Raw genomic sequence first — 18,641 nt, forward strand, 5'->3', positions numbered from 1 at the left:
TGACTACATTGGCTCCTGGGGGCCGATGATTTTGGGTCACGCCCACCCGCAAGTCACTGAAGCGCTGGAGAAGGCGATTCGGAAAGGCACCAGCTATGGCGCGCCGACGCTGTTGGAAACAGAGCTGACGGAGATGGTGCGGCACTGCGTACCGTCGATGGAACTGGTGCGCATGGTCAATTCCGGCACGGAGGCGACGATGAGCGTGCTGCGTTTGGCTAGGGCTTTTACCGGACGCAGCAAAATAGTTAAATTTGCCGGCTGCTATCATGGACATCATGACAGCCTGTTGGTCAAAGCGGGCTCTGGCGCGGCTACCCTGGGGGTTCCTGATAGTCCGGGAGTGACTGGCGAAGTGGCTGGTAACACGCTGACTGTAGAATATAATGATCTGCAGGCGCTGACTGCCGCTTTTGAAGCCAATCCGCAGGAGATTGCAGCTGTCATTATTGAGCCAGTGGCTGGTAATATGGGCATGGTGCTGCCGCGCGACGGCTATTTGCAGGGCGTGCGGGATTTAACCAGCAAATACGGCGCCTTGTTGATTTTCGACGAAGTCATGACCGGTTTCCGGGTGGCTCTGGGCGGAGCGCAAAGCGTCTATGGAATCAAGCCGGACTTAACTTGCTTAGGGAAAATCATTGGCGGCGGCTTGCCTGTTGGCGCATACGGCGGCCGCAAGGATATTATGGAATGCATTGCTCCGGCAGGGCCGGTTTATCAGGCTGGTACGCTGAGCGGCAATCCCTTGGCGATGACCGCCGGCATTGCCACGCTGCGTTTGCTGATGGAGACAAAAGGCTTTTATGATGAATTGTCCCGAAAGACGGCGACCTTGGCGCAAGGCCTCTATGGTCGGGCTGCCAAATATGCGCTGCCTGTGAGTACCTGCCATTTGGGCGGGATGTTCGGTCTCTTTTTCCATGCAGGACCGGTTTTGGATTATCGGACTGCCCAGCAGGCTGATTTGGATGCCTTCTGCACGTACTTCCACACTCTGTTGGCGCAAGGAATTTACGTGGCGCCTTCGCAGTTTGAAGCGGCTTTTGTGTCAGCGGCTCACAGCGAAAGCGATCTGGAACGGACGCTGAATGCAGCGGAGCACGCCTTTGCGGCGGTGATGGCTGTAAAAGATCATTTTCAGCCGTAAGAAGAAAGCAAGAAGAACTGTGAAAGCCTCGCAAGAGGCATCACAGTTCTTTTCTTATCTAAGGAGGAAACGTAATGAAAACAAGAGGAGAGTCGGAGGGCTGTCTGGTATTTGTTTACGGGACTTTGCAGTCTGGGCAAGCTAATGAGGCAGTAGCGGCTTCGTATGTGCAAAAGAAGTGGCGAGGGCGCATTAACGGGAGGTTGTACCATCTTGCAGACCGCGGTTATCCGGCGGTGCTTCTTGAAGAAGAAGGCGTAGTTTGGGGAGAATGCCTGCAGCTTAAGAATCCAGAGAAGGCCTTGCAGGTGCTAGATGCGTTGGAAGAATATTTTGGAGAAGATGATACACGTAATGAATATGACCGCCGCCGCTGCCTTGTGTGCAGCGACGACGGCCAGGAATGGGAAGCCTATGTGTATGTCTGGCCTGAGAAGAAGGCCTTGCCCCGAAAGACGATTGTTTTGCCTGAAGGACGTTGGCCGGCTAAAATATAAATTCAGCGTCCGCCAACATGCCGGACTTGAAGGGAGAAGGAGTTTCGTTTGGGAGGGACACCTTAATTGGCTGGCGTTGTCCGGTTGCTCCGGCAGCGGAGGTTTCCAGCACTTCGCCGGTGAAGGTTTGCCCCGGCAAATCACGTAGGACGAAATTTACGCTTTGACCGGTTTGCAGTCTGAGGGCGTCGCTTGTATCGACTCGGACGGTGAGCCAAAGTTCGGTATTGGAGATGACCGCCAGCAAAGGTTGACCGATGGCAACATTATCCCCGGCGCGAACGCTAAGTAAGGAAATAGTGCCGCTAGTTGGAGCAGTGACAATTTTTTGCTGTTCTAAAGCCTGTAAGGCCGCTAATTTCTGTTCCGCTTGCTGGATTTGCTGTTGAGCCATGCGAACTTCGTTAGGATCCGGGGGCTGATTAGGGGTTGTGATCATGGTCGGAGCGGCGCTGGCTTCCTGGCGGGCTTGTTCGTAGGCGCTGGCGGCGCGATCACGCGCGGCGGCGCTGATGCCGCCTAGTGCATACAATTCTTGCATTTTTTGGTAATGCTGGGCGGCTTGCTCCAGGCGCGCTACGGCGCCGCTGTCAATACTGCCGCCGGTTTGCAGCGGTTGACCTCGGCGGCCTTGGCTGACCTGTGCGTAAAGCGCCCGGGCAGCGACAAGCGCGGTTGAAGCGTCTTCTTTTTGCTTATCTAACTCAGGAAAGTGCAGTGTGAGCAAGGGGGTTCCCTTTTCGACGACGTCGCCGTCTTTTACGAGAACTTCTAAAATTTGACCGGAAGCCCGAGCTGTTTGGCTATAGAGAGCTCCTTGAATGCGGGCGTCCGAACTTTTTAGGGTAGAGGTGTTTTGGTACCAGAAATACACTCCCAAGGCCAACCCGATGGCTAAGAGAACAACCGTAAGCACCCGCAAAGCGAAAGCGGCGCGTGGTGATAATAAATCATCGCTATTGGTGTCTGACATGTAGATGCTCCTTTACTTATGCTGATTCAATCAATATAGATTAGTGCAGTCTATCCCGTCTTTTGATTTCGGCGTAGCTTAGTCAGTTCCTGCAGGCATAGCAAAAAAGTCATCATTTCGACACAATGCGGCGAAAGTCTGCTAAAGCAGAGGCTCTCTGGCAGGGTTCATGCTATAATGAAATGGAAAAGAAAGCGTAAGCGGTACACCACACAGTGCTTGATTTTGCAGGCGTGCATGCGGAAATGAGGCGATAGCTGCCATGTGGTTGAAAGTGCAAGGAGACGTGGAGGCGGTTATGAAGCAAGCCCGAAAAATTCTTGAAGCTCTGACCCAGGAAGGTTGGCAAGCCTATATGGTAGGCGGTGCAGTGCGGGATTTGTTCCTCGGCGTGAACCATATTGATGTTGATATCTGCACGAATGCCAAGCCGGACGATATTCGCGCTATGGCTATCAGGCGGGGCTGGAAGACCAGCGACGTGGGCGCGAGATTCGGCAGTGTGCTGGTTGTAATTGCAGGCATTCCTTATGATGTCACTACTTTCCGCCGGGAAGAATATGGCGAAGACAGCCACAGGCCGAAAAAAGTGGAGTGGGGCGACTCCTTGTTGGAAGACTTAAGCCGCCGGGACTTTACGATTAATACCTTATGCCTGGATGTGAACGGCGATTTATATGATCCTTTTGGCGGTTTGAGCGATTTGCGTTTAGGACGTATTCGGGCGGTAGGCGAGGCTACGGTTCGTTTTGCCGAAGATGGTTTGCGCATGTTTCGAGCCGCTCGATTTATGGCGCAGTTGGGTTTTTCTTTCGATACGGACATTTTCCCGGCCATTGTAGCCAACCGAGAGCGGGTGAGGGGGTTATCGGTGGAACGGGTGCGCAATGAATTGGAGAAGACTCTCCTGGCTAGGCATGCAGCGAAGGGAATTCATGTTTTGCGCATGACCGGGCTGCTTGCCGAAACTTGTCGGGCAAAAGACGAGGGCGTGGCGCAGAACGTGCCTATTTTGCCGGAACTTATGCATCTATATCAACTGCCGCAAAATCCGAAGCATCATCGTTTGAATGCATGGCGTCATGTGTTGGATACAGTGGAACGGATTGAGCCGCAGTTGGCGTTGCGTTGGGCGGCGCTGCTTCATGATGTGGCGAAGGGATTGCCAGGAGTGCGGGGGGTAAACGCGCAGGGCGAGTGGACGGACCATCGTCATGACGTGGTAGGCACGGAACTTGCAGAAAATATACTAAGCCGCCTGCGTGTAGATCCGCAAGTGGCTAAACGTGCAGTGTGGCTGGTTAGAAACCATATGCACGCGCCGGATTTGTCGCGTAAATCCGTGGTGCGCTGGCTGCGCAAACGCGCGGTCGCGTTCCGTGACGTAGAGGAGTTACGGCAAGCAGTAATGCAGCTTTTTGCTTTATATTGGGCGGATGCGACAGCGACGCGCACGAAGCCGAACGATTCGTTAGAGCAGTTGTTGCAGAAGGTGGAGCCCATTTTGCAACAGACGCCCTTTTTTGTCTCGCAGCTGGCCATTTCCGGCGGCGACATTGCGGCGGAGTTGGGCAGAGGGCCGCAAGTTGGGGCGTTTCAGAAAAATTTGCTGCAGCGCATTCAAAGCGGAATGCTAAAAAATGAAGCAGACGTTTTGCGGCAGGCCTTGTTGTTGCGCAAGGAACGGCAAAAGCAATTGCAGTGACCTCCAGAGATTGCTATAATATAAGAATGAGATTTGCCAAAGAACAAAGACAGTGATGTTTAGGTTTAGGAAGGACAGGTGCGAAGCATGGAGACAGCCTGGCTGCAGGACGGAGTCGCCTTTTTTCAAACATATGGTTTATGGGGGCTGCTGGCCGTGGCATTCCTGGAGTCTTTTATTTCTCCCATTTTACCGGATTTACTGCTGATCCCCATGGCGCTGGCTAATCCAGAACAAGCGATCTGGTATGCCGTCTGGACGACCCTTACTTCGGTTTTGGGCGGTTTTATCGGCTATTACGGCGGCCATCGCTTTGGTGAACCCGCATTGCGGCGTATTGTTCCAGAGCGGCATTTAGAGACAATCCGCTGTTGGATGGAAAAGTATGGCGCCTTGGCGGTGTTTTTGGCGGCTATGTCGCCGATTCCTTATAAGTTTGTTTCCATTAGCGCTGGCGCTTTTCGTGTAAATTTGGGCCTTTTCTTTGTCTTTTCTTTTTTGGGACGCGCGAAACGGTTTTTGGTGGAAGGGCTGTTGATTTACTATTACGGCGCCCAAGCGTTGGCCATGTTTGAAAAGTATAAGACCGAAGCAATTATCGGCTTTGTACTTGTAAGCGTTTTGATGGTCCTTGGAGTCTACCTATTTCGCCGGCATAAAATGCAGGCTCGAGTGGCAGTATCAGCAGAAGCTAGGAGGCAGGAGCTATGAAGATAGAGGCTGGCGAAAAAACGCTGCAGGGGCGCGAATTGGATGAGGCGGCAGCAGTGGCTAGCGGCGCCTATTGCTGGGTCACGCATACCTTGCAGTTTAGTGCGGAAATGGCGGTAAAATGGCTGATGGCGAAAGAAACGCTGGCTGCCTTTAAGGGCATGTATCGTCCCATGCGCGAAGAAGAATGGGACGATCTAAAGCACCGCCAAGACTATGCGGAAGAAGTGCCTTGCTTTTCCACTGACGAGGCGGCTGCAGAGAAATTGTACGCTCTTTTGCAGCAACAAGGGCGGCAGATAGAAAGAAAGAACATGCCTGCGGGCGTGGCTGCTGTTTGCGGAGAAGCAGAAGCGTTTGCGGCTGCTTGGCCGGAAGCGCTGACTCGCTTAACGCTGCTTTTAAAAAGTTGCTGATTAATTTAATAAGGGAATATTGACGCAATTCAAGTCTTTTGCTAATGTTTAAATGAAAGAGTTGGACAAGCAGGGCGGTTTAATGACGGTTCGGCTTGAAAGACTACCTTCCTTGCTTGGCGTTTTTAAGACGAACCAATGAGGAAGAGGCGGCGCAAGGCAGCTGTTTTGGCAGGTTAACCTGTTCTTAGTGACGTGTTGTGCAGCACCTGAGCCAGGCAGGACTGCAACTGAGACGTTAGCATGGCTGTGCGGGGTCGCGAAAAAAGCATTCGCAGAAGATGAGGTTCTGCGAATGCTTTTTTTTTAGCAAGGGAGAAGGAAAGAACAGGGGGGGCCAAAAATGGACGTCAGCGCAACAAAATTGGATGCGAAAATGCTCGACTCGATCGTGAAACGAACGGTAGAAGCGATTGAGGAAAGCAAAAGCGAGATATATGATGTGTATGAAGCCGCTTGCGGCGAGGTGGAAAAGCTGCGCCGGGATTTGCTGCGCCTGAAAGAAGAGGCGGCAACTACCATTGATCGGGTAGACAAGCTGGAAATCAAGGAGAAGCAAGCTCGCATTAACTTGATGGAGGTAAGCAAATGCTTTCGTCAGTTTAGTGAAGAGGACGTTCGCAAAGCCTATGATATGGCGCGAGATTTACAGGTGGAGCTGGCGGTAGCCAGAGAATGCGAGCTGAATCTGCGCTTGCGCCGGGATGAAATGGAGCTTCGTTTGCGAACGCTGGAGCTGACGGCGCACAAGGCGCAGCGTCTGGTTTCGCAGGTAGGGGCTGTTCTGGGCTATCTGGGGACGCAAATGGATGATGTAGTGGTGCATATCGAATCCTTGCAGCAGACCCAGCGCCTGGGGGCGCAGATTATTCACGCCCAGGAAGAGGAACGGCGTCGCGTGGCCCGGGAAATTCACGACGGTCCGGCGCAGACTATGGCGAATTTGGTATTTCGCACGGAAATTTGCGAACGTATGGTAGATCGCGATAGTCAGCGAGCAAAAGCGGAGCTGGCGGATTTGCGCGAGCAGGTACGAGGCTGTTTGCGGGAGGTGCGCAAAATTATCTGCGACTTACGCCCGATGTCCTTAGACGATTTAGGCTTGGTAGCGACCTTGAAAGGGCTTTGCCAGAGCTGCCGGGAGCAAAGCGGCATAGAAGCGCAGCTGCGTGTGATTGGCAAAGAAGTAAGCATGGACGCCTATCGGGAGACGGCTGTTTTTCGTATTGTACAGGAGGCCTTGCATAATGTGGAAAAACATGCCAAAGCGAAACAGGTTCAGGTGGTCATGGAATATCGTCCGAAAACATTGCAGGTCTTGATTCAGGACGACGGGATAGGTTTTTCTTTGGATGAAAAGATTTCCGACGAATGCTTCGGGTTACTGGGGATGCGAGAGCGCGCTAACATTTTAAAAGGGGATTTGCGTGTTCAGTCTGAGCCAGGAGCGGGAACACAGCTGTTTTTGAAAATCCCCTTGGAAGAAACGGACGAGTTAGAGTAAGGGTAGTGCATCAGGACGGTCCTGGAAGAGGCATTCTTTCTGCAGGCCGTCCTTTGCTATTGCAGAACTTGGTTTTATCAGTCTCCAAAGGAAATGCCCAGATTTTTAGCAGTTTGCACAAGCTCGCCGTGAATGGGGACGGTTTTAAGTTCGCCGACCGCGCTTGCTAAGGGGACAGAGACGATCTCGGAGCCGTGCAGGGCGGTCATGCAGCCGAATTTTCCGTCTAGCAGGCATTGGACGGCCGCTGTTCCATAGCGGGAGGCCAAAAGACGGTCAAAAGCAGTGGGAGAGCCGCCTCGTTGCAGGTGGCCTAGGATAGTAACCCGCGTTTCCAAGGTAGTAAGCGCTTCGATATCATTGGCCAGATGGTGGCTGACGCCTCCTAAACGCTGCGGATCGGGGCTGCCTTCTACCAAACGTTGGATGGTATAGCTGCCGCCCAGCGCTTTGGCTCCTTCCGCAACGACAATGATACTGAAGCTTTTTCCTAAAGAGCGCCGTTTTTTGATGGCCGTGATGATTTTTTTGATGTCATAAGGAATTTCCGGGATCACAATCACATCCGCGCCGCCGGCAATGCCGGCCTGTAAGGCAATCCAGCCTGTGTAGCGTCCCATTACTTCCAAAAGCATGACCCGATGATGGGATTCGGCGGTAGTATGTAATTTATCAAGGGCGTCTACGGCGGTAGTGACAGCAGACTCGAAGCCAAAGGTGTAGTCTGTGGCGGATAAATCATTGTCAATGGTTTTGGGAACGCCGACAATGGGGACCCCTAAAGCGGCAAATTGGTTGGCGATATGCAAAGAGCCGTCGCCGCCGACGACGATAAGGCCGTCGATTTCCCATTGTTTCAAATGATCCAGAACGTCCTGGCTTTTATCGACATAGATGCATGCTTCGCCGCTTTTGCAGGCATAGGAAAACGGGTTGTCGCGGTTGGTTGTGCCTAAAATGGTGCCGCCGCGATGTAAAAGACCGCTGACGCTTTGGAGATTCAAGCGTAGGGTTTTGCCATGAATTAAACCGGAAAAGCCATTTTTTATGCCAGTGACTTTAATGTTATGCTGTGAGGCCATTTTGACAACGCTGCGGATGACGGCGTTAAGGCCAGGGCAATCGCCGCCGCCGGTAAGAATCGCTATATGCTTCATACAGATGCTCCTTTTAGTGGTATACTGAACATGAAGTTCTGCATAATTGTGCAGATTTCCTCTGTTTGTGTCAAGTCTGATGAAGTGCAAGGAGAATACATGGATCAAAGTCGCTTGCCTTTGGTAAAGGCGTTGGAACAGTATATCGGGGAGAACGCGCTGCGCCAGCATATGCCGGGACATAAAGGCGGCCTGGGAGCGCCGCAGCCGGCGCAGGATCTGCTGGGCGTTAAGCTGTGGCAGGCGGATGTGACGGAGATTGCCGGTCTGGATGATTTACAGGAGCCGGAGGGCTGCATTGCCGAAGCGCAAAGTCTGTTGGCCGATCTTTACGGAGCGGCGGCTTCTTTTTTTCTGATCAATGGCAGCAGCGTTGGAATTGCAGCGTTGCTTTTAGCCTGTCTGCAGCCGGGAGATGAAATTTTGGTGCCGCGCAATGCGCATCGCGCTGTATTGTCAGGGTTGATCTTGTCCGGGGCTAAGCCGATCTTTGTGCAGGTGCGTCAAGACGAACCCAGCAGCATGCCGCTGGGGCTGGATGCCGCTGATTTTTTACAAGCTGTAAAGAAGCATCCCCAAGCCAAAGCGGCTTTTTTTGTCAGTCCGACGTACCAAGGCGTGACCGGCGATTTAGCGGCGTTGATTCGAATTTGCCGCACGCACGGACTGCTGGCCCTTGTCGATGAAGCCCATGGCGTTCATTTTCCTTGGCTGCCGGATGGCTCTTTACCTACGGCTTTGCTCTGCGGCGCAGACGCTTGCGTGCAAAGCGCACATAAACTGGCCGGATCACTGACGCAAAGCTCCTGGCTTCATGTGGGGCAAGATAGTGCGCTGGATGTGGGACGGCTGAAAAGCGCCTTGCAGTGGCTGCAGTCTTCCAGTCCCAGCTATCTTCTGATGGCCTCTTTAGATGCGGCGCGCTGGCAACTGGCCCAAGAGGGTAAAAAAAGGCTCCGCCAGCTTTGGGAGCAGGCGGAGCAGCTGCGCCGCCGCTGGCAAGCCTTGGCGGGCGTAGATATAGTTGGCGGCGTGGCGGGGACGCTTGCGGCGCCGTTTCAAATGGATATTACGAAGATTACGCTGGCCGTGCGAGGCTGGTCGGGGCACGCTGCGGCCGCTCAATTGCGACGTCAGGGCATTGCTGTGGAATGGGCGGATGAAACGCGGCTGTTGCTGCTGCTGTCCCTGGCTGATGTCGAACAGGACTGGGAGCGTTTGGGACAAGGGCTGCCTCAGTTATTGCAGCTGCCGGCTCCCGGATATTTTTCAAAAGAAACAATGGCGTTGCCGCCGGTTCCGCCGCAACGGATGACGCCGCGAGAGGCGGCTCTGACGGACTATCGCAGTGTGTTGCTGCAAGAGGCGCAAGGGCTGATCGCCGGGGAAGCAATCACTCCTTATCCGCCGGGGATTCCCCTTGTTTTACCGGGGGAAGAATTAACGGCGGAAGTGCTTGCTTGGATTACAGCCTGTAAGCGTCAAGGGCAGCATATGTCAGGTATGGCTGATACTACTTTGGAGACGATAAGGGTGGTATGGAAATGAGAAAAGGAAAACTTCTGATTTTAGAAGCAGGCGATGGTTGCGGTAAAGCTACGCAGACGCGCTTATTAGTGGAGGCGCTGATCAAAGCGGGGCATAAGGTGCGCAAGGTGTCTTTCCCTAATTATGACAGTCCTGCGGCTGGGGCCATCAAGATGTATCTGGCAGGGGAGTTCGGACAACGTGCGGCTGATGTCAATCCATATGCGGCTGCTTCGTTTTATGCCGTTGACCGCTTTGCTTCCTATCATACGGATTGGGGCGAATTTTATCGGCAAGGCGGTATTGTTATCGCCGATCGTTACGCAACGTCCAATATGGTGCATCAAGCGGTCAAAGTGCAGCCAGGGGAGCAAAGAGAGGCTTTTTTAAAGTGGCTGTGGGAATTGGAATTTGAAAAATTTTCCCTCCCTGTGCCGGATGCGGTTTTCTTTTTGGATGTTCCCCCTGCGCTCAGTGCAGCATTGATCGCCGCTCGAGAAAGTGAACAGCGCAAGCGGGACATTCATGAGCAAGATACGGCGTATTTGGACGCCTGCTACTCCTTATACCGGCAATTGGCCGTACAATACGGTTGGCAGCAAGTGAACTGTGCGCCCCAAGGAAAACTGCGCTGCATTGAAGAGATTCACAAGGACATTCTCAATAGAGCCTTAGAGCTCTGCGCTTGGGACGGCTAAAAAGAGCGAGGGCCCATCCGGGGATGCTGCACCGGACGTAAAGAAAGGCGGGCTGCCAAACGGGCTGCTTCTTCTAAAGAAAGGTCCTGGTAAGATTCGTGAGATTCAAAAATGCAGACGCCAGGTTCGCTGCCTACTTCTCCCGCGGGCAAATAAACGTATTCTTGATTCGTCGTATCTCCATAAATAATGCCGGCCAAGAGTTCGCCGGCAATCATGCGGCTCATAAAAAGCCTCCTTTTTTTGCATAATCGGACTAATTATAGCATAACTTGTTTAGTAGGCATATTTTCTCCGGCGAGATCATCCGATATAATATAAAAGTGTAACAAACTGGCTGCTGTTCATGGAATCGCTTGCCAGTGGTTCCATAAGGAGGATGAACGATGAAAATTGATCCGAGAGGCATTTCCTCCATTCCCTTGCCCAAAGAAAAAGAAAGCGGCCAGCGCGCCGAAAAAAGCGGGCGGAGTTTTTCCGCCAGTTTGAGCAAAGCCAATGATGATGGCTATATGGAACGCATGGGAAAACTGCTGGACGATATCACGGCGCAAGGAGAGCAGTTAGGGCAAGTGCCGACCTACGGGGAACTAAAAAAGTACCGTCAATTGGTGCAGCGCTTTGTGGGCGAAGCCGTAGGACGTATGTACAACCTGCAATCGCAGACAGGGTGGGACCGTTTTGGACGCCGGAAAGTATACACGCTGGTAAAGCAGATTGACGAAAGCTTGTCCGGTTTGACGGAAGATGTGCGGCAGGGGCAGTCGCAGCAATTGGAGATCATGGGGAAACTGGATGCCATCCGCGGCATGCTGGTAGATCTTTATACATGATGCTGCGCTGGGAATCCTTAAAGGGACAAGATGCTGCCGTTACAGCCTTGCAGCAGATGCTGCGTCAGGAACAATCGCCCCATGCTTTTTTATTCACTGGTATTGACGGAGTCGGCAAACGGTTGGCGGCCAAGACGCTCATCGCGGCATTATTGTGCCAGGAGCAAGACCACCCTTGCGGCGTTTGTTCCTCCTGTCGGCAGGTGGAACTGGAGGAGCACGCCCAAATGCAGGTGCTGCGGCCGGAAGGAACAGCCATAAAAATCAGCCAAATACGCGCCCTGTTGCCGCGTTTGTTGCTGAGCGGCGGCCAGGCGCGTTTTTTTGTGCTTATTGACGGCGCCGAACTGATGAATCAGGAAGCCGCCAATAGCTTGCTGAAAATGTTGGAAGAACCTCCGGCAGGAGTTTATTTTATGCTATTGGCGCAACGGGTGGAACAATTGCTGCCGACAGTGCGATCGCGTTGTTGCCTGGTGCCGTTGCAAAAGTTAGCGGCGCCGCTTCTTAAGGATATGCTGCAGAGCAGGGGCTTTGCGCCGGAAGCAGCCGCCTTGGCTTCTAGCGTAGCTGCTGGCAGCCTGGGGGAGGCCTTGCTCTTTTTAGAAGAAGGCCGGCAGACCTTGCGGGATGAGGTATGGCAGGCGCTGCAGGCCGGCGGTAGGGCGGCTTGGCGTCTTGGTGAGCTTTGGGGCAAGGAGGAGCGGCCGCAGGTTCAACTGCGATTACGCTATCTTTCCTTGCTGTTACGTGATATGCTGGTACTGCGGCAACAGGCGGCGATACCATTATTTCATCCGGACCTGGAGCAAGAGTTGCATCAGGAGTCTCAGCAGTGGACTGATAAGGGATTGACGCAGGCCTTGCATGCCGTTGAGGAAACACGCAGAAATATACGGTTTCACGCCGTGCTGCGGCTGGCCTTAGAGGCATTGTGGCTTGCCGTGAGTGAAGCGAAGGAGGGTTCGGGTTTTTATGCCGAAGGTAATAGGCGTTCGTTTTAAAAAAGCGGGCAAGATTTATTATTTTGCTCCTAGCGAGGGAACATTGGCGTTAGGTGACGCTGTCATTGTGGAAACAGCCAGAGGACTGGAATTTGGCGAGGTGGTCATACCGGTACGGGACGTGGAAGACGAAAGCGTAGTGCAGCCGTTGAAGTCGGTGCTGCGCAAAGCCAACCACAAGGATAAGGAAAAAGTCAAACAAAACAAGGCGAAGGAAGAGGAAGCCTTCAAGGTTTGTGAAAAAAAGATTGAAGAGCACAAACTGCCAATGAAATTGGTGGATGTAGAATATACTTTTGATGTTAATAAGATTATCTTCTATTTTACCGCCGACGGACGGATTGATTTCCGGGAGCTTGTTAAGGATTTGGCGGCCGTATTCCGCACGCGGATCGAACTACGTCAGATTGGTGTTCGGGATGAAGCCAAAATGATGGGCGGTATAGGCTGCTGCGGGCGGCCCTTGTGCTGCGCTACGTTCTTGGGTGATTTTGAGCCGGTATCTATTCGCATGGCTAAGGAACAGAATCTTTCTTTAAATCCTACGAAAATTTCCGGCATTTGCGGACGATTGATGTGTTGCTTGAAGTATGAGAGCGATGGATATCGCAAATGCTGCAAGAAGGCTCAGCCGCCGAAGATAGGCAGTACTGTGATGACGCCGCAAGGAGAAGGCAAAGTGACCATTGTCAGCAATAACAAGCATATGGCGACGGTGGAATTGGCGGATCAGGGCGGTACCGTGCAGCTGTCCTGGGAAGAAGTGGCGGAAAAAGCATGATCGGAGTACGTCTGCGCCGCCCAGAGCGGGTAGACGACTTAGGCCTGGGAGGGCTGCGCATTATTCAGCATCCCAGGTCTTTTTGCTTTTCCCTGGATGCGGTGTTGCTGGCTCATTTTGTACGGCTGCGTCCGCAAGATCAGGTAGTGGATCTGGGAGCGGGAAACGGCGCTATTTCTTTGTTGCTGGCTGCGCGAGGCGCCAGAGCGGTAGCCGCGGTGGAATTAGATGAGGCTGCGGCCAGCCGGGCGGCGCGGAGCATTCAACTGAGCCGGCGCAACGGTCAAATTCAAGTGCATTGCGGCGATTATCGCCAGGCGCTGCCACAGCTGCCGGGCGGTATTTGGGATGTTGTTGTTGCCAATCCTCCTTATTTTCAGCCCGCAAGAGGGCGGGGCAGCGTACAAAAGGGTCTGGCCCGTCAGGAAGTAACGGCGACGTTGGCGGATGTGCTGAAAGCGGCGCGGCGTTTGGTGCGGTTTCGGGGCCGTGTGGCCTTGGTGCATCGGGCGGACCGAATGGTGGATGTACTGGCTGTGATGCGGGAAGTGAATTTGGAGCCTAAACGCTTACAGCTAGTGCAGCCCCGAGAGGGAGCGCCGGCTAACTTGCTGTTGGTAGAAGGCATACATGGCGGGAAGCCGGGGCTGGAGGTAATGCCGCCTCTGGTGGTATATGAAGCCGACGGCTCCTATACGGCGCAATTGCGGATCTGCTATGAGGCTGCGCCGGCGCAGCTTTAATGAGAATGAGGAGGATTAGTCATGCATCCGGGAATGTTGTATTTATGCCCGACTCCTATTGGCAATCTGGAAGATATTACTTTGCGCGTGTTGCGCGTGTTGCGGGAAGCGGATGTGGTAGCGGCGGAAGATACGCGCCATTCCCGTAAGCTGCTCACTCATTTTGAAATTCATAAACCGCTGGTAAGTTATCACGAACACAATAAAGCGGAGCGCGGTCCGGAACTGCTGCAGCGTCTGCTGGCTGGCGAAAGCATTGCTCTTGTTAGTGATGCAGGTATGCCGGGTATTGCTGATCCAGGAGCGGATCTTGTCAGGCTGGCGCTTGATGCAGGTGTGCCGGTGGTGCCGTTGCCAGGCGCCAATGCGGCGTTGACCTCGTTGATTGCGTCCGGGCTGCCAAGCGAGCAGTTTCAGTTTTTGGGTTTTTTGCCCAAAACAACTAAAAAAAGAAGAGCTCTTTTGGAAGAAGCCGCCTCGTATCCTGGGACGCTGATCTTTTACGAAGCGCCCCACCGGTTGTTGGCTACCTTGAAGGAACTGCAAAGCGCCTTTGGTAATCGCCAGGCGGTAGCGGTGCGGGAGCTGACCAAAAAATTTGAGGAATTTGTACGAGGCGACTTAGCTTCCATAGAGGCGCATTTTCAGACCGTTGCGCCGCGGGGTGAGTTTACTTTGCTTTGCGCTGGCGCAGAACCTAAAGTAGCAGATGCGGCGCTTGAGGCGGACCCCTCCGCCCAAATCGCGGAGGCTGTGGCGGAAGTGGAGCGCTTGGTGGCGGCAGGAGAACATAAAAAAGACGCTATCCGTAAGATAGCGTCTCAAAAAAAACTGGGCCGTCGTGATTTGTACCAAGCCGTCATCAAAGAGGCTGTAGAATCTTAAATGGCCTCTCCTACGGAAAGGGCACACTGTTTGCAGACATTTTTACCGCGGAAATTAGTAATGCCATCCGCGCTGCCGCAAAAGATGCAAGCTGGTTCGTATTTGCGCAAAACAATGCGGTCACTGTCAACGTAAATTTCCAAAGCGTCTTTTTCGGCGATGTCGAGGGTTCTGCGCAATTCGATGGGCAGAACCACGCGACCGAGTTCATCCACCTTACGAACGATACCTGTAGATTTCATGAGATAAATCCTCCTTGCTTAATCTGAGAAAATCGACAAATGGGAGAATGTCTTTTATAATAGAAAAGGTCATTCTCTCAACCTGGAATCAGCGTAACAAAAATGAAAAATCCTGTCAAATAAGGGAAATGTCACAAAAGGCTTGTCAAGAGTTATTTTTCTTCTTTTCTTATATGTACGAAATGACGTCTAAATTCTTAAAAATAGAGAAAAAGTGTTTTGAAAACGGCAAGTAATATGGAAATATACTGGAAAAGTAGGTCTAGAGTACTTCTGTGGGAGAATATGGCAAAGTTGGTTGCTGCGAAAAAAGGAAGAAGATTACAAAAGAGAAAGGTTGGATTACCATGGGAAACAGTTCTAAGTATTATATTTCTACTCCCATTTATTACCCGAGTGATCGGTTGCATATTGGTCATGCTTACTGCACGACCATTGCGGACAGCTTAGCAAGATACCAGCGCTTGGAAGGCAAAGAAGTATTTTTTCTGACAGGTTCTGACGAGCATGGTCAGAAAATCCAGCGTAAAGCAGAAGAAAAAGGCGTAACACCTATTGGTTATGTTGACGGCATTGTTGCTTCTTTTCAACAGCTGTGGCGCAAATTAGGCATTTCTAACGACGATTTCATCCGCACGACCCAGGAGCGCCACTATAAAGTTGTACAGCACATTTTCCAGACCATTTACGAACAGGGCGATATTTATAAGTCCGCCTATGAGGGCTGGTATTGCACGCCTTGCGAAACGTTCTGGCTGGAGCGGCAATTGCAGGACGGCAAATGCCCGGATTGCGGACGACCGGTGGAGGTCGTGCAGGAGGAAAGCTATTTCTTCCGTATGTCCAAATACCAGGACCGTCTTTTAAAGCATATTGAAGAGAATCCAGACTTTATTCAACCTGCTTCTAGGCGCAATGAAATGATTAATTTCATCAAAAGCGGTCTGGAAGACTTGTGCGTATCTCGGACAACCTTTGACTGGGGCATTCCGGTGCCTTTTGACAAAAAACATGTGGTTTACGTTTGGTTTGACGCTTTGTCCAACTATTTGACCGCAGCCGGTTATCTGGATAATCCGGAGAAATTTGCGAAGTTTTGGCCGGCGGATGTTCATTTGGTCGGCAAGGAAATTGTCCGTTTTCATTCGATTATTTGGCCGATTATTCTCATGGCCTTGGATTTGCCCTTGCCGAAGAAAGTCTATGGTCATGGCTGGCTGGTGGTGGACGGAGATAAAATGTCCAAGTCTAAAGGAAATGTCATTGATCCGGTGGCATTGATTGATGAATTTGGCCCTGATGCCATCCGTTACTTCTTGTTGCGGGAAATTGCCCTGGGTAATGACGGGAATTTTTCAAGAGACGCTCTTATTGGACGGATTAACGCCGATTTGGCCAATGACTTGGGAAATTTACTTCACCGCACGCTCAGCATGATCGAACGCTTTCAGGGCGGCAAGATCTTGCAGGGGCGTACAGAAGAGGCTGTAGATGCTTCCTTGCGGCAACTGACCGAGAAAACACTGGCGGATTATCGCGTCGCCATGGAAAAAATGGATTTAACCGAAGCTTTGAAATGTGTTTGGGCTTTAATTGGCCGCAGCAATAAATACATTGACGAGACGGCTCCGTGGGCGCTGGCGAAGAAGCCGGAGCAGGCGGATCGGCTGGCGGCGGTATTATATCATTTAGCGGAGACCTTGCGTCAGACGGCAGTCTTGATTGCTCCTTTCCTGCCGCACACGGCGCCGCGCATTTGGGCGCAGCTGGGGTTGACCTGGGACTGGGCTTCTGTTCAAATGGCGGATATGGCCTGGGGCGGACTGCCGGAGGGAACGCAGGTAGCAGCGGCGGAACCATTGTTCCCGCGTATTGAAATCGAGAAGGAAGAAACTGCGGCTGCAGAAATCCCTGCCAAGGCAAAGCAGGCGGCAGCGCCGCAGAAGGCGGCTTCTGCTGCGGAGAACGGTGAAATTTCCATTGATGACTTTGGCCGCATGGATTTGCGGGTAGCCAAAGTCATTGCCGCAGAAAAAGTACCCAAGGCGGACAAATTGCTCAAACTGACGGTGGATTTGGGAGAGGAAACCCGTACGGTAGTTTCGGGTATTGCCCAGCATTATGAGCCGGAAGCGCTTGTGGGCAAGCAAGTGGTGTTGGTGGCCAACTTGAAAGCCGCTAAAATTCGCGGCGTTGAATCTAGAGGCATGGTGTTGGCTGCGTCTTGCGATGGCGTGCTGCAGGTTGTAGAAGTTCCCGGCATGGCTCCTGGAAGCAAGGTGAAGTAAGCATGCTTTTTGACTCGCATGCTCATTTGGATGATGAAGCCTTTGATGCTGACCGTGACGAAGTAATAGCCAGGGCGCTGTCGAATGGCCTGGCCGGCATGGTAAATCCAGGGTCTTGCATGAAAAGCTCCGCCGCCGCTTTGGCGCTGGCGGAGCAGCATGCGGCGATTTACGCAGCCGTCGGCATTCATCCGCATGACGCTGATTCGGCGGATGAGGCGGCTTACGAACAATTGCTTCAATGGTCGCGGCATCCTAAAGTAGTTGCGATTGGCGAGATTGGGTTGGATTATCATTATGACTTTTCGCCTCGTTCGGTGCAGCAAGAGGTATTTGTCAAACAGCTGGCCTTGGCCAAGGAATGTGATTTGCCGGTGATTCTTCATGACCGGGAGGCGCATGGCGATATATTGCGTTTGGTCAAAGAAGCGGGCCGCGGCGTGCGCGGCGTGTTCCACTGCTTTTCCGGCAGCCTGGAGATGGCAAGAGAAGTGCTAAAGCTGGGTTTTTATCTTTCCGTGGGCGGGACACTGACTTTTAAAAATGCAGCTAAACTGCCGGAGGTTGTTAAAGAAGTTCCTTTTGAGCGATTATTGCTCGAAACGGACAGCCCGTATTTGACGCCGGCGCCTTATCGCGGACGGCGCAATGAACCGCTGCATGTGCGGCTGGTAGCGGAGAAAGTGGCGGAACTGCGGGGACTGAGCGTGGAAGAAGTGGCCAGGCAGACGACGGCCAATACCTATCGATGTTTTGGCATTGCTCAATAAGAGTGCTGCTGTATGAATGGAAAAGAGGGCGCGCCTTGAGGCTGCGCCCTCTTTTTGTCAGTATAATGCAACTTTTTTCAACGCTCTTGACGATGTCCTTCTAGGTAAGAGACAATGTGAGTGGAAGATAATTCGCAGGAGGAATTCTTATGACAATGCTGGAACAGGTTCTGGCGGCTAATGAACAGTTTATACATAGCCTGCCGCAGGCGTATTGCGAGTGTCATACCAATGAAGTAGGCTGTCCCTGCGGTGCCGGAGAGGTCAGTAAATATCCAAATCGGCAATTAGCGATTTTTACTTGCATGGATACGCGTCTGGTGGATTTTTTAGAACCGGCCTTGGGCATCGAACGTGGTCAAGCTAAGGTAATTAAAACTGCTGGCAATACAGTGACAGGACCTTTTGGGGCCGTTGTGCGCAGCTTGTTGATTGCTATTTATGAACTGGGTGTGCAGGAAATCATGGTGATTGGTCATGAGGACTGTGGTATGGCTCATAGTACGTCACAAGACTTAAAGGCTAAGATGATTGCCAGAGGCGTTCATCCCAGCGCAATCAAGATGATTGAAGGCGATTTGGAACATTGGGTGGATCAATTTCATCATCCGGTGGAGAATGTAAAGCAGACGGTTGCTGCGATCCGCAGTAATCCATTGGTGCCTGTCGATGTGCCGATTCACGGCCTGCTTTTTGATCCGAAGACCGGCAAAGTGGCGGTTCTAGTAGACGGTTACGAGGAAATAAGCAAATAAGC

General features: G+C 52.3%; 20 protein-coding genes. 16 read left to right on the forward strand and 4 right to left on the reverse strand.

What is annotated here, in order from left to right:
• Both hemL and PHF27_RS00010 read left to right on the forward strand, forming a co-directional pair.
• On the forward strand, positions 1-1,150 hold a 1,150-nt coding region (gene hemL, locus PHF27_RS00005; protein WP_300064543.1), incomplete at its 5' end, for a glutamate-1-semialdehyde 2,1-aminomutase.
• A 74-nt stretch (positions 1,151-1,224) separates the two neighbouring features.
• Positions 1,225-1,647, forward strand: coding sequence for a gamma-glutamylcyclotransferase family protein (locus tag PHF27_RS00010; RefSeq protein ID WP_300064546.1), 423 nt, complete (start codon positions 1,225-1,227; stop codon positions 1,645-1,647).
• On the opposite strand, the gene PHF27_RS00015 is transcribed toward PHF27_RS00010, so the two are convergent.
• On the reverse strand, positions 1,637-2,620 hold the full coding sequence (locus PHF27_RS00015; protein ID WP_300064549.1) for an efflux RND transporter periplasmic adaptor subunit: 984 nt from the start codon (positions 2,618-2,620) through the stop codon (positions 1,637-1,639). The genes PHF27_RS00010 and PHF27_RS00015 overlap by 11 nt on opposite strands.
• Before the next feature lie 262 nt (positions 2,621-2,882).
• Between PHF27_RS00015 and PHF27_RS00020 the strand changes: the two genes are divergently transcribed.
• The 4 genes from PHF27_RS00020 to PHF27_RS00035 all read left to right on the forward strand — a co-directional run bounded on the left by PHF27_RS00020 (position 2,883) and on the right by PHF27_RS00035 (position 6,956).
• Positions 2,883-4,325, forward strand: coding sequence for an HD domain-containing protein (locus PHF27_RS00020; protein ID WP_300064552.1), 1,443 nt, complete (start codon positions 2,883-2,885; stop codon positions 4,323-4,325).
• An 87-nt stretch (positions 4,326-4,412) separates the two neighbouring features.
• Complete coding sequence (locus PHF27_RS00025; RefSeq protein ID WP_300064831.1) at positions 4,413-5,036, forward strand: YqaA family protein; 624 nt, start codon at positions 4,413-4,415, stop codon at positions 5,034-5,036.
• Positions 5,033-5,452, forward strand: coding sequence for a hypothetical protein (locus PHF27_RS00030; protein ID WP_300064555.1), 420 nt, complete (start codon positions 5,033-5,035; stop codon positions 5,450-5,452). The genes PHF27_RS00025 and PHF27_RS00030 overlap by 4 nt, the downstream gene beginning before the upstream one ends.
• Before the next feature lie 343 nt (positions 5,453-5,795).
• The gene (locus tag PHF27_RS00035; protein ID WP_300064558.1) at positions 5,796-6,956 is read left to right on the forward strand and encodes a sensor histidine kinase; all 1,161 of its coding nucleotides are present in this window, start codon (positions 5,796-5,798) and stop codon (positions 6,954-6,956) included.
• A 77-nt stretch (positions 6,957-7,033) separates the two neighbouring features.
• On the opposite strand, the gene PHF27_RS00040 is transcribed toward PHF27_RS00035, so the two are convergent.
• The gene (locus PHF27_RS00040; RefSeq protein WP_300064561.1) at positions 7,034-8,113 is read right to left on the reverse strand and encodes an ATP-dependent 6-phosphofructokinase; all 1,080 of its coding nucleotides are present in this window, start codon (positions 8,111-8,113) and stop codon (positions 7,034-7,036) included.
• A 99-nt stretch (positions 8,114-8,212) separates the two neighbouring features.
• Here PHF27_RS00040 and PHF27_RS00045 point away from each other — a divergent pair, with 99 nt between their 5' ends.
• Both PHF27_RS00045 and PHF27_RS00050 read left to right on the forward strand, forming a co-directional pair.
• Positions 8,213-9,661 (forward strand): aminotransferase class I/II-fold pyridoxal phosphate-dependent enzyme, encoded by a 1,449-nt coding sequence (locus PHF27_RS00045; protein WP_300064564.1) that lies wholly within the window; start codon positions 8,213-8,215, stop codon positions 9,659-9,661.
• Complete coding sequence (locus PHF27_RS00050) at positions 9,658-10,338, forward strand: thymidylate kinase (RefSeq protein ID WP_300064567.1); 681 nt, start codon at positions 9,658-9,660, stop codon at positions 10,336-10,338. Before PHF27_RS00045 ends, PHF27_RS00050 begins: the two co-directional genes overlap by 4 nt.
• Here PHF27_RS00050 and PHF27_RS00055 read toward each other — a convergent pair.
• Positions 10,335-10,565, reverse strand: a complete 231-nt coding sequence (locus tag PHF27_RS00055; protein ID WP_300064570.1) for a hypothetical protein — start codon at positions 10,563-10,565, stop codon at positions 10,335-10,337. The two genes, PHF27_RS00050 and PHF27_RS00055, sit on opposite strands and share 4 nt — an antisense overlap.
• Before the next feature lie 159 nt (positions 10,566-10,724).
• Between PHF27_RS00055 and PHF27_RS00060 the strand changes: the two genes are divergently transcribed.
• From PHF27_RS00060 to rsmI, 5 genes are read left to right on the forward strand one after another with little or no spacing between them, the layout of a single operon-like run.
• Positions 10,725-11,171 (forward strand): YaaR family protein, encoded by a 447-nt coding sequence (locus PHF27_RS00060; protein ID WP_300064574.1) that lies wholly within the window; start codon positions 10,725-10,727, stop codon positions 11,169-11,171.
• The gene (locus PHF27_RS00065; protein ID WP_300064577.1) at positions 11,168-12,175 is read left to right on the forward strand and encodes a DNA polymerase III subunit delta' C-terminal domain-containing protein; all 1,008 of its coding nucleotides are present in this window, start codon (positions 11,168-11,170) and stop codon (positions 12,173-12,175) included. Before PHF27_RS00060 ends, PHF27_RS00065 begins: the two co-directional genes overlap by 4 nt.
• Entirely contained in the window at positions 12,147-12,956 is an 810-nt protein-coding gene (locus tag PHF27_RS00070; RefSeq protein ID WP_018704388.1) for a stage 0 sporulation family protein, read from the forward strand. The genes PHF27_RS00065 and PHF27_RS00070 overlap by 29 nt, the downstream gene beginning before the upstream one ends.
• Entirely contained in the window at positions 12,953-13,699 is a 747-nt protein-coding gene (locus PHF27_RS00075) for a methyltransferase (RefSeq protein ID WP_300064585.1), read from the forward strand. The genes PHF27_RS00070 and PHF27_RS00075 overlap by 4 nt, the downstream gene beginning before the upstream one ends.
• 21 nt (positions 13,700-13,720) lie before the next feature.
• Positions 13,721-14,584 (forward strand): 16S rRNA (cytidine(1402)-2'-O)-methyltransferase, encoded by an 864-nt coding sequence (gene rsmI, locus PHF27_RS00080; protein ID WP_300064588.1) that lies wholly within the window; start codon positions 13,721-13,723, stop codon positions 14,582-14,584.
• On the opposite strand, the gene PHF27_RS00085 is transcribed toward rsmI, so the two are convergent.
• Positions 14,581-14,826 carry an AbrB/MazE/SpoVT family DNA-binding domain-containing protein gene (locus PHF27_RS00085; RefSeq protein WP_018704391.1) on the reverse strand — a complete coding sequence of 82 codons (246 nt, stop codon included), beginning with the start codon at positions 14,824-14,826 and terminating at the stop codon, positions 14,581-14,583. The two genes, rsmI and PHF27_RS00085, sit on opposite strands and share 4 nt — an antisense overlap.
• 347 nt (positions 14,827-15,173) lie before the next feature.
• Between PHF27_RS00085 and metG the strand changes: the two genes are divergently transcribed.
• The 3 genes from metG to PHF27_RS00100 all read left to right on the forward strand — a co-directional run bounded on the left by metG (position 15,174) and on the right by PHF27_RS00100 (position 18,639).
• Complete coding sequence (metG, locus tag PHF27_RS00090; protein WP_300064592.1) at positions 15,174-17,114, forward strand: methionine--tRNA ligase; 1,941 nt, start codon at positions 15,174-15,176, stop codon at positions 17,112-17,114.
• Positions 17,115-17,116: 2 nt separating this feature from the next.
• Positions 17,117-17,884 (forward strand): TatD family hydrolase, encoded by a 768-nt coding sequence (locus PHF27_RS00095; RefSeq protein ID WP_300064595.1) that lies wholly within the window; start codon positions 17,117-17,119, stop codon positions 17,882-17,884.
• Positions 17,885-18,033: 149 nt separating this feature from the next.
• Positions 18,034-18,639 carry a carbonic anhydrase gene (locus PHF27_RS00100; RefSeq protein WP_300064598.1) on the forward strand — a complete coding sequence of 202 codons (606 nt, stop codon included), beginning with the start codon at positions 18,034-18,036 and terminating at the stop codon, positions 18,637-18,639.
• The last annotated feature ends 2 nt before the right edge of the window (positions 18,640-18,641 follow it).

It is taken from the genome of Anaeromusa sp. (genome assembly GCF_028691475.1).
In the GTDB taxonomy this organism is placed as follows: Bacteria; Bacillota; Negativicutes; order Anaeromusales; family Anaeromusaceae; genus Anaeromusa.

Coding starts and splice junctions, on each gene's coding strand:
- PHF27_RS00035 (WP_300064558.1), top strand. CDS start 5,796: ATGGACGTCAGCGCAACAAAATTGGATGCGAAAATGCTCGACTCGATC.
- PHF27_RS00065 (WP_300064577.1), top strand. CDS start 11,168: ATGATGCTGCGCTGGGAATCCTTAAAGGGACAAGATGCTGCCGTTACA.
- PHF27_RS00040 (WP_300064561.1), bottom strand. CDS start 8,113: ATGAAGCATATAGCGATTCTTACCGGCGGCGGCGATTGCCCTGGCCTT.
- PHF27_RS00045 (WP_300064564.1), top strand. CDS start 8,213: ATGGATCAAAGTCGCTTGCCTTTGGTAAAGGCGTTGGAACAGTATATC.
- metG (WP_300064592.1), top strand. CDS start 15,174: ATGGGAAACAGTTCTAAGTATTATATTTCTACTCCCATTTATTACCCG.
- PHF27_RS00015 (WP_300064549.1), bottom strand. CDS start 2,620: ATGTCAGACACCAATAGCGATGATTTATTATCACCACGCGCCGCTTTC.
- PHF27_RS00020 (WP_300064552.1), top strand. CDS start 2,883: ATGTGGTTGAAAGTGCAAGGAGACGTGGAGGCGGTTATGAAGCAAGCC.
- PHF27_RS00070 (WP_018704388.1), top strand. CDS start 12,147: ATGCCGAAGGTAATAGGCGTTCGTTTTAAAAAAGCGGGCAAGATTTAT.
- PHF27_RS00060 (WP_300064574.1), top strand. CDS start 10,725: ATGAAAATTGATCCGAGAGGCATTTCCTCCATTCCCTTGCCCAAAGAA.
- PHF27_RS00100 (WP_300064598.1), top strand. CDS start 18,034: ATGACAATGCTGGAACAGGTTCTGGCGGCTAATGAACAGTTTATACAT.
- rsmI (WP_300064588.1), top strand. CDS start 13,721: ATGCATCCGGGAATGTTGTATTTATGCCCGACTCCTATTGGCAATCTG.
- PHF27_RS00030 (WP_300064555.1), top strand. CDS start 5,033: ATGAAGATAGAGGCTGGCGAAAAAACGCTGCAGGGGCGCGAATTGGAT.
- PHF27_RS00025 (WP_300064831.1), top strand. CDS start 4,413: ATGGAGACAGCCTGGCTGCAGGACGGAGTCGCCTTTTTTCAAACATAT.
- PHF27_RS00050 (WP_300064567.1), top strand. CDS start 9,658: ATGAGAAAAGGAAAACTTCTGATTTTAGAAGCAGGCGATGGTTGCGGT.
- PHF27_RS00075 (WP_300064585.1), top strand. CDS start 12,953: ATGATCGGAGTACGTCTGCGCCGCCCAGAGCGGGTAGACGACTTAGGC.
- PHF27_RS00095 (WP_300064595.1), top strand. CDS start 17,117: ATGCTTTTTGACTCGCATGCTCATTTGGATGATGAAGCCTTTGATGCT.
- PHF27_RS00085 (WP_018704391.1), bottom strand. CDS start 14,826: ATGAAATCTACAGGTATCGTTCGTAAGGTGGATGAACTCGGTCGCGTG.
- PHF27_RS00010 (WP_300064546.1), top strand. CDS start 1,225: ATGAAAACAAGAGGAGAGTCGGAGGGCTGTCTGGTATTTGTTTACGGG.
- PHF27_RS00055 (WP_300064570.1), bottom strand. CDS start 10,565: ATGAGCCGCATGATTGCCGGCGAACTCTTGGCCGGCATTATTTATGGA.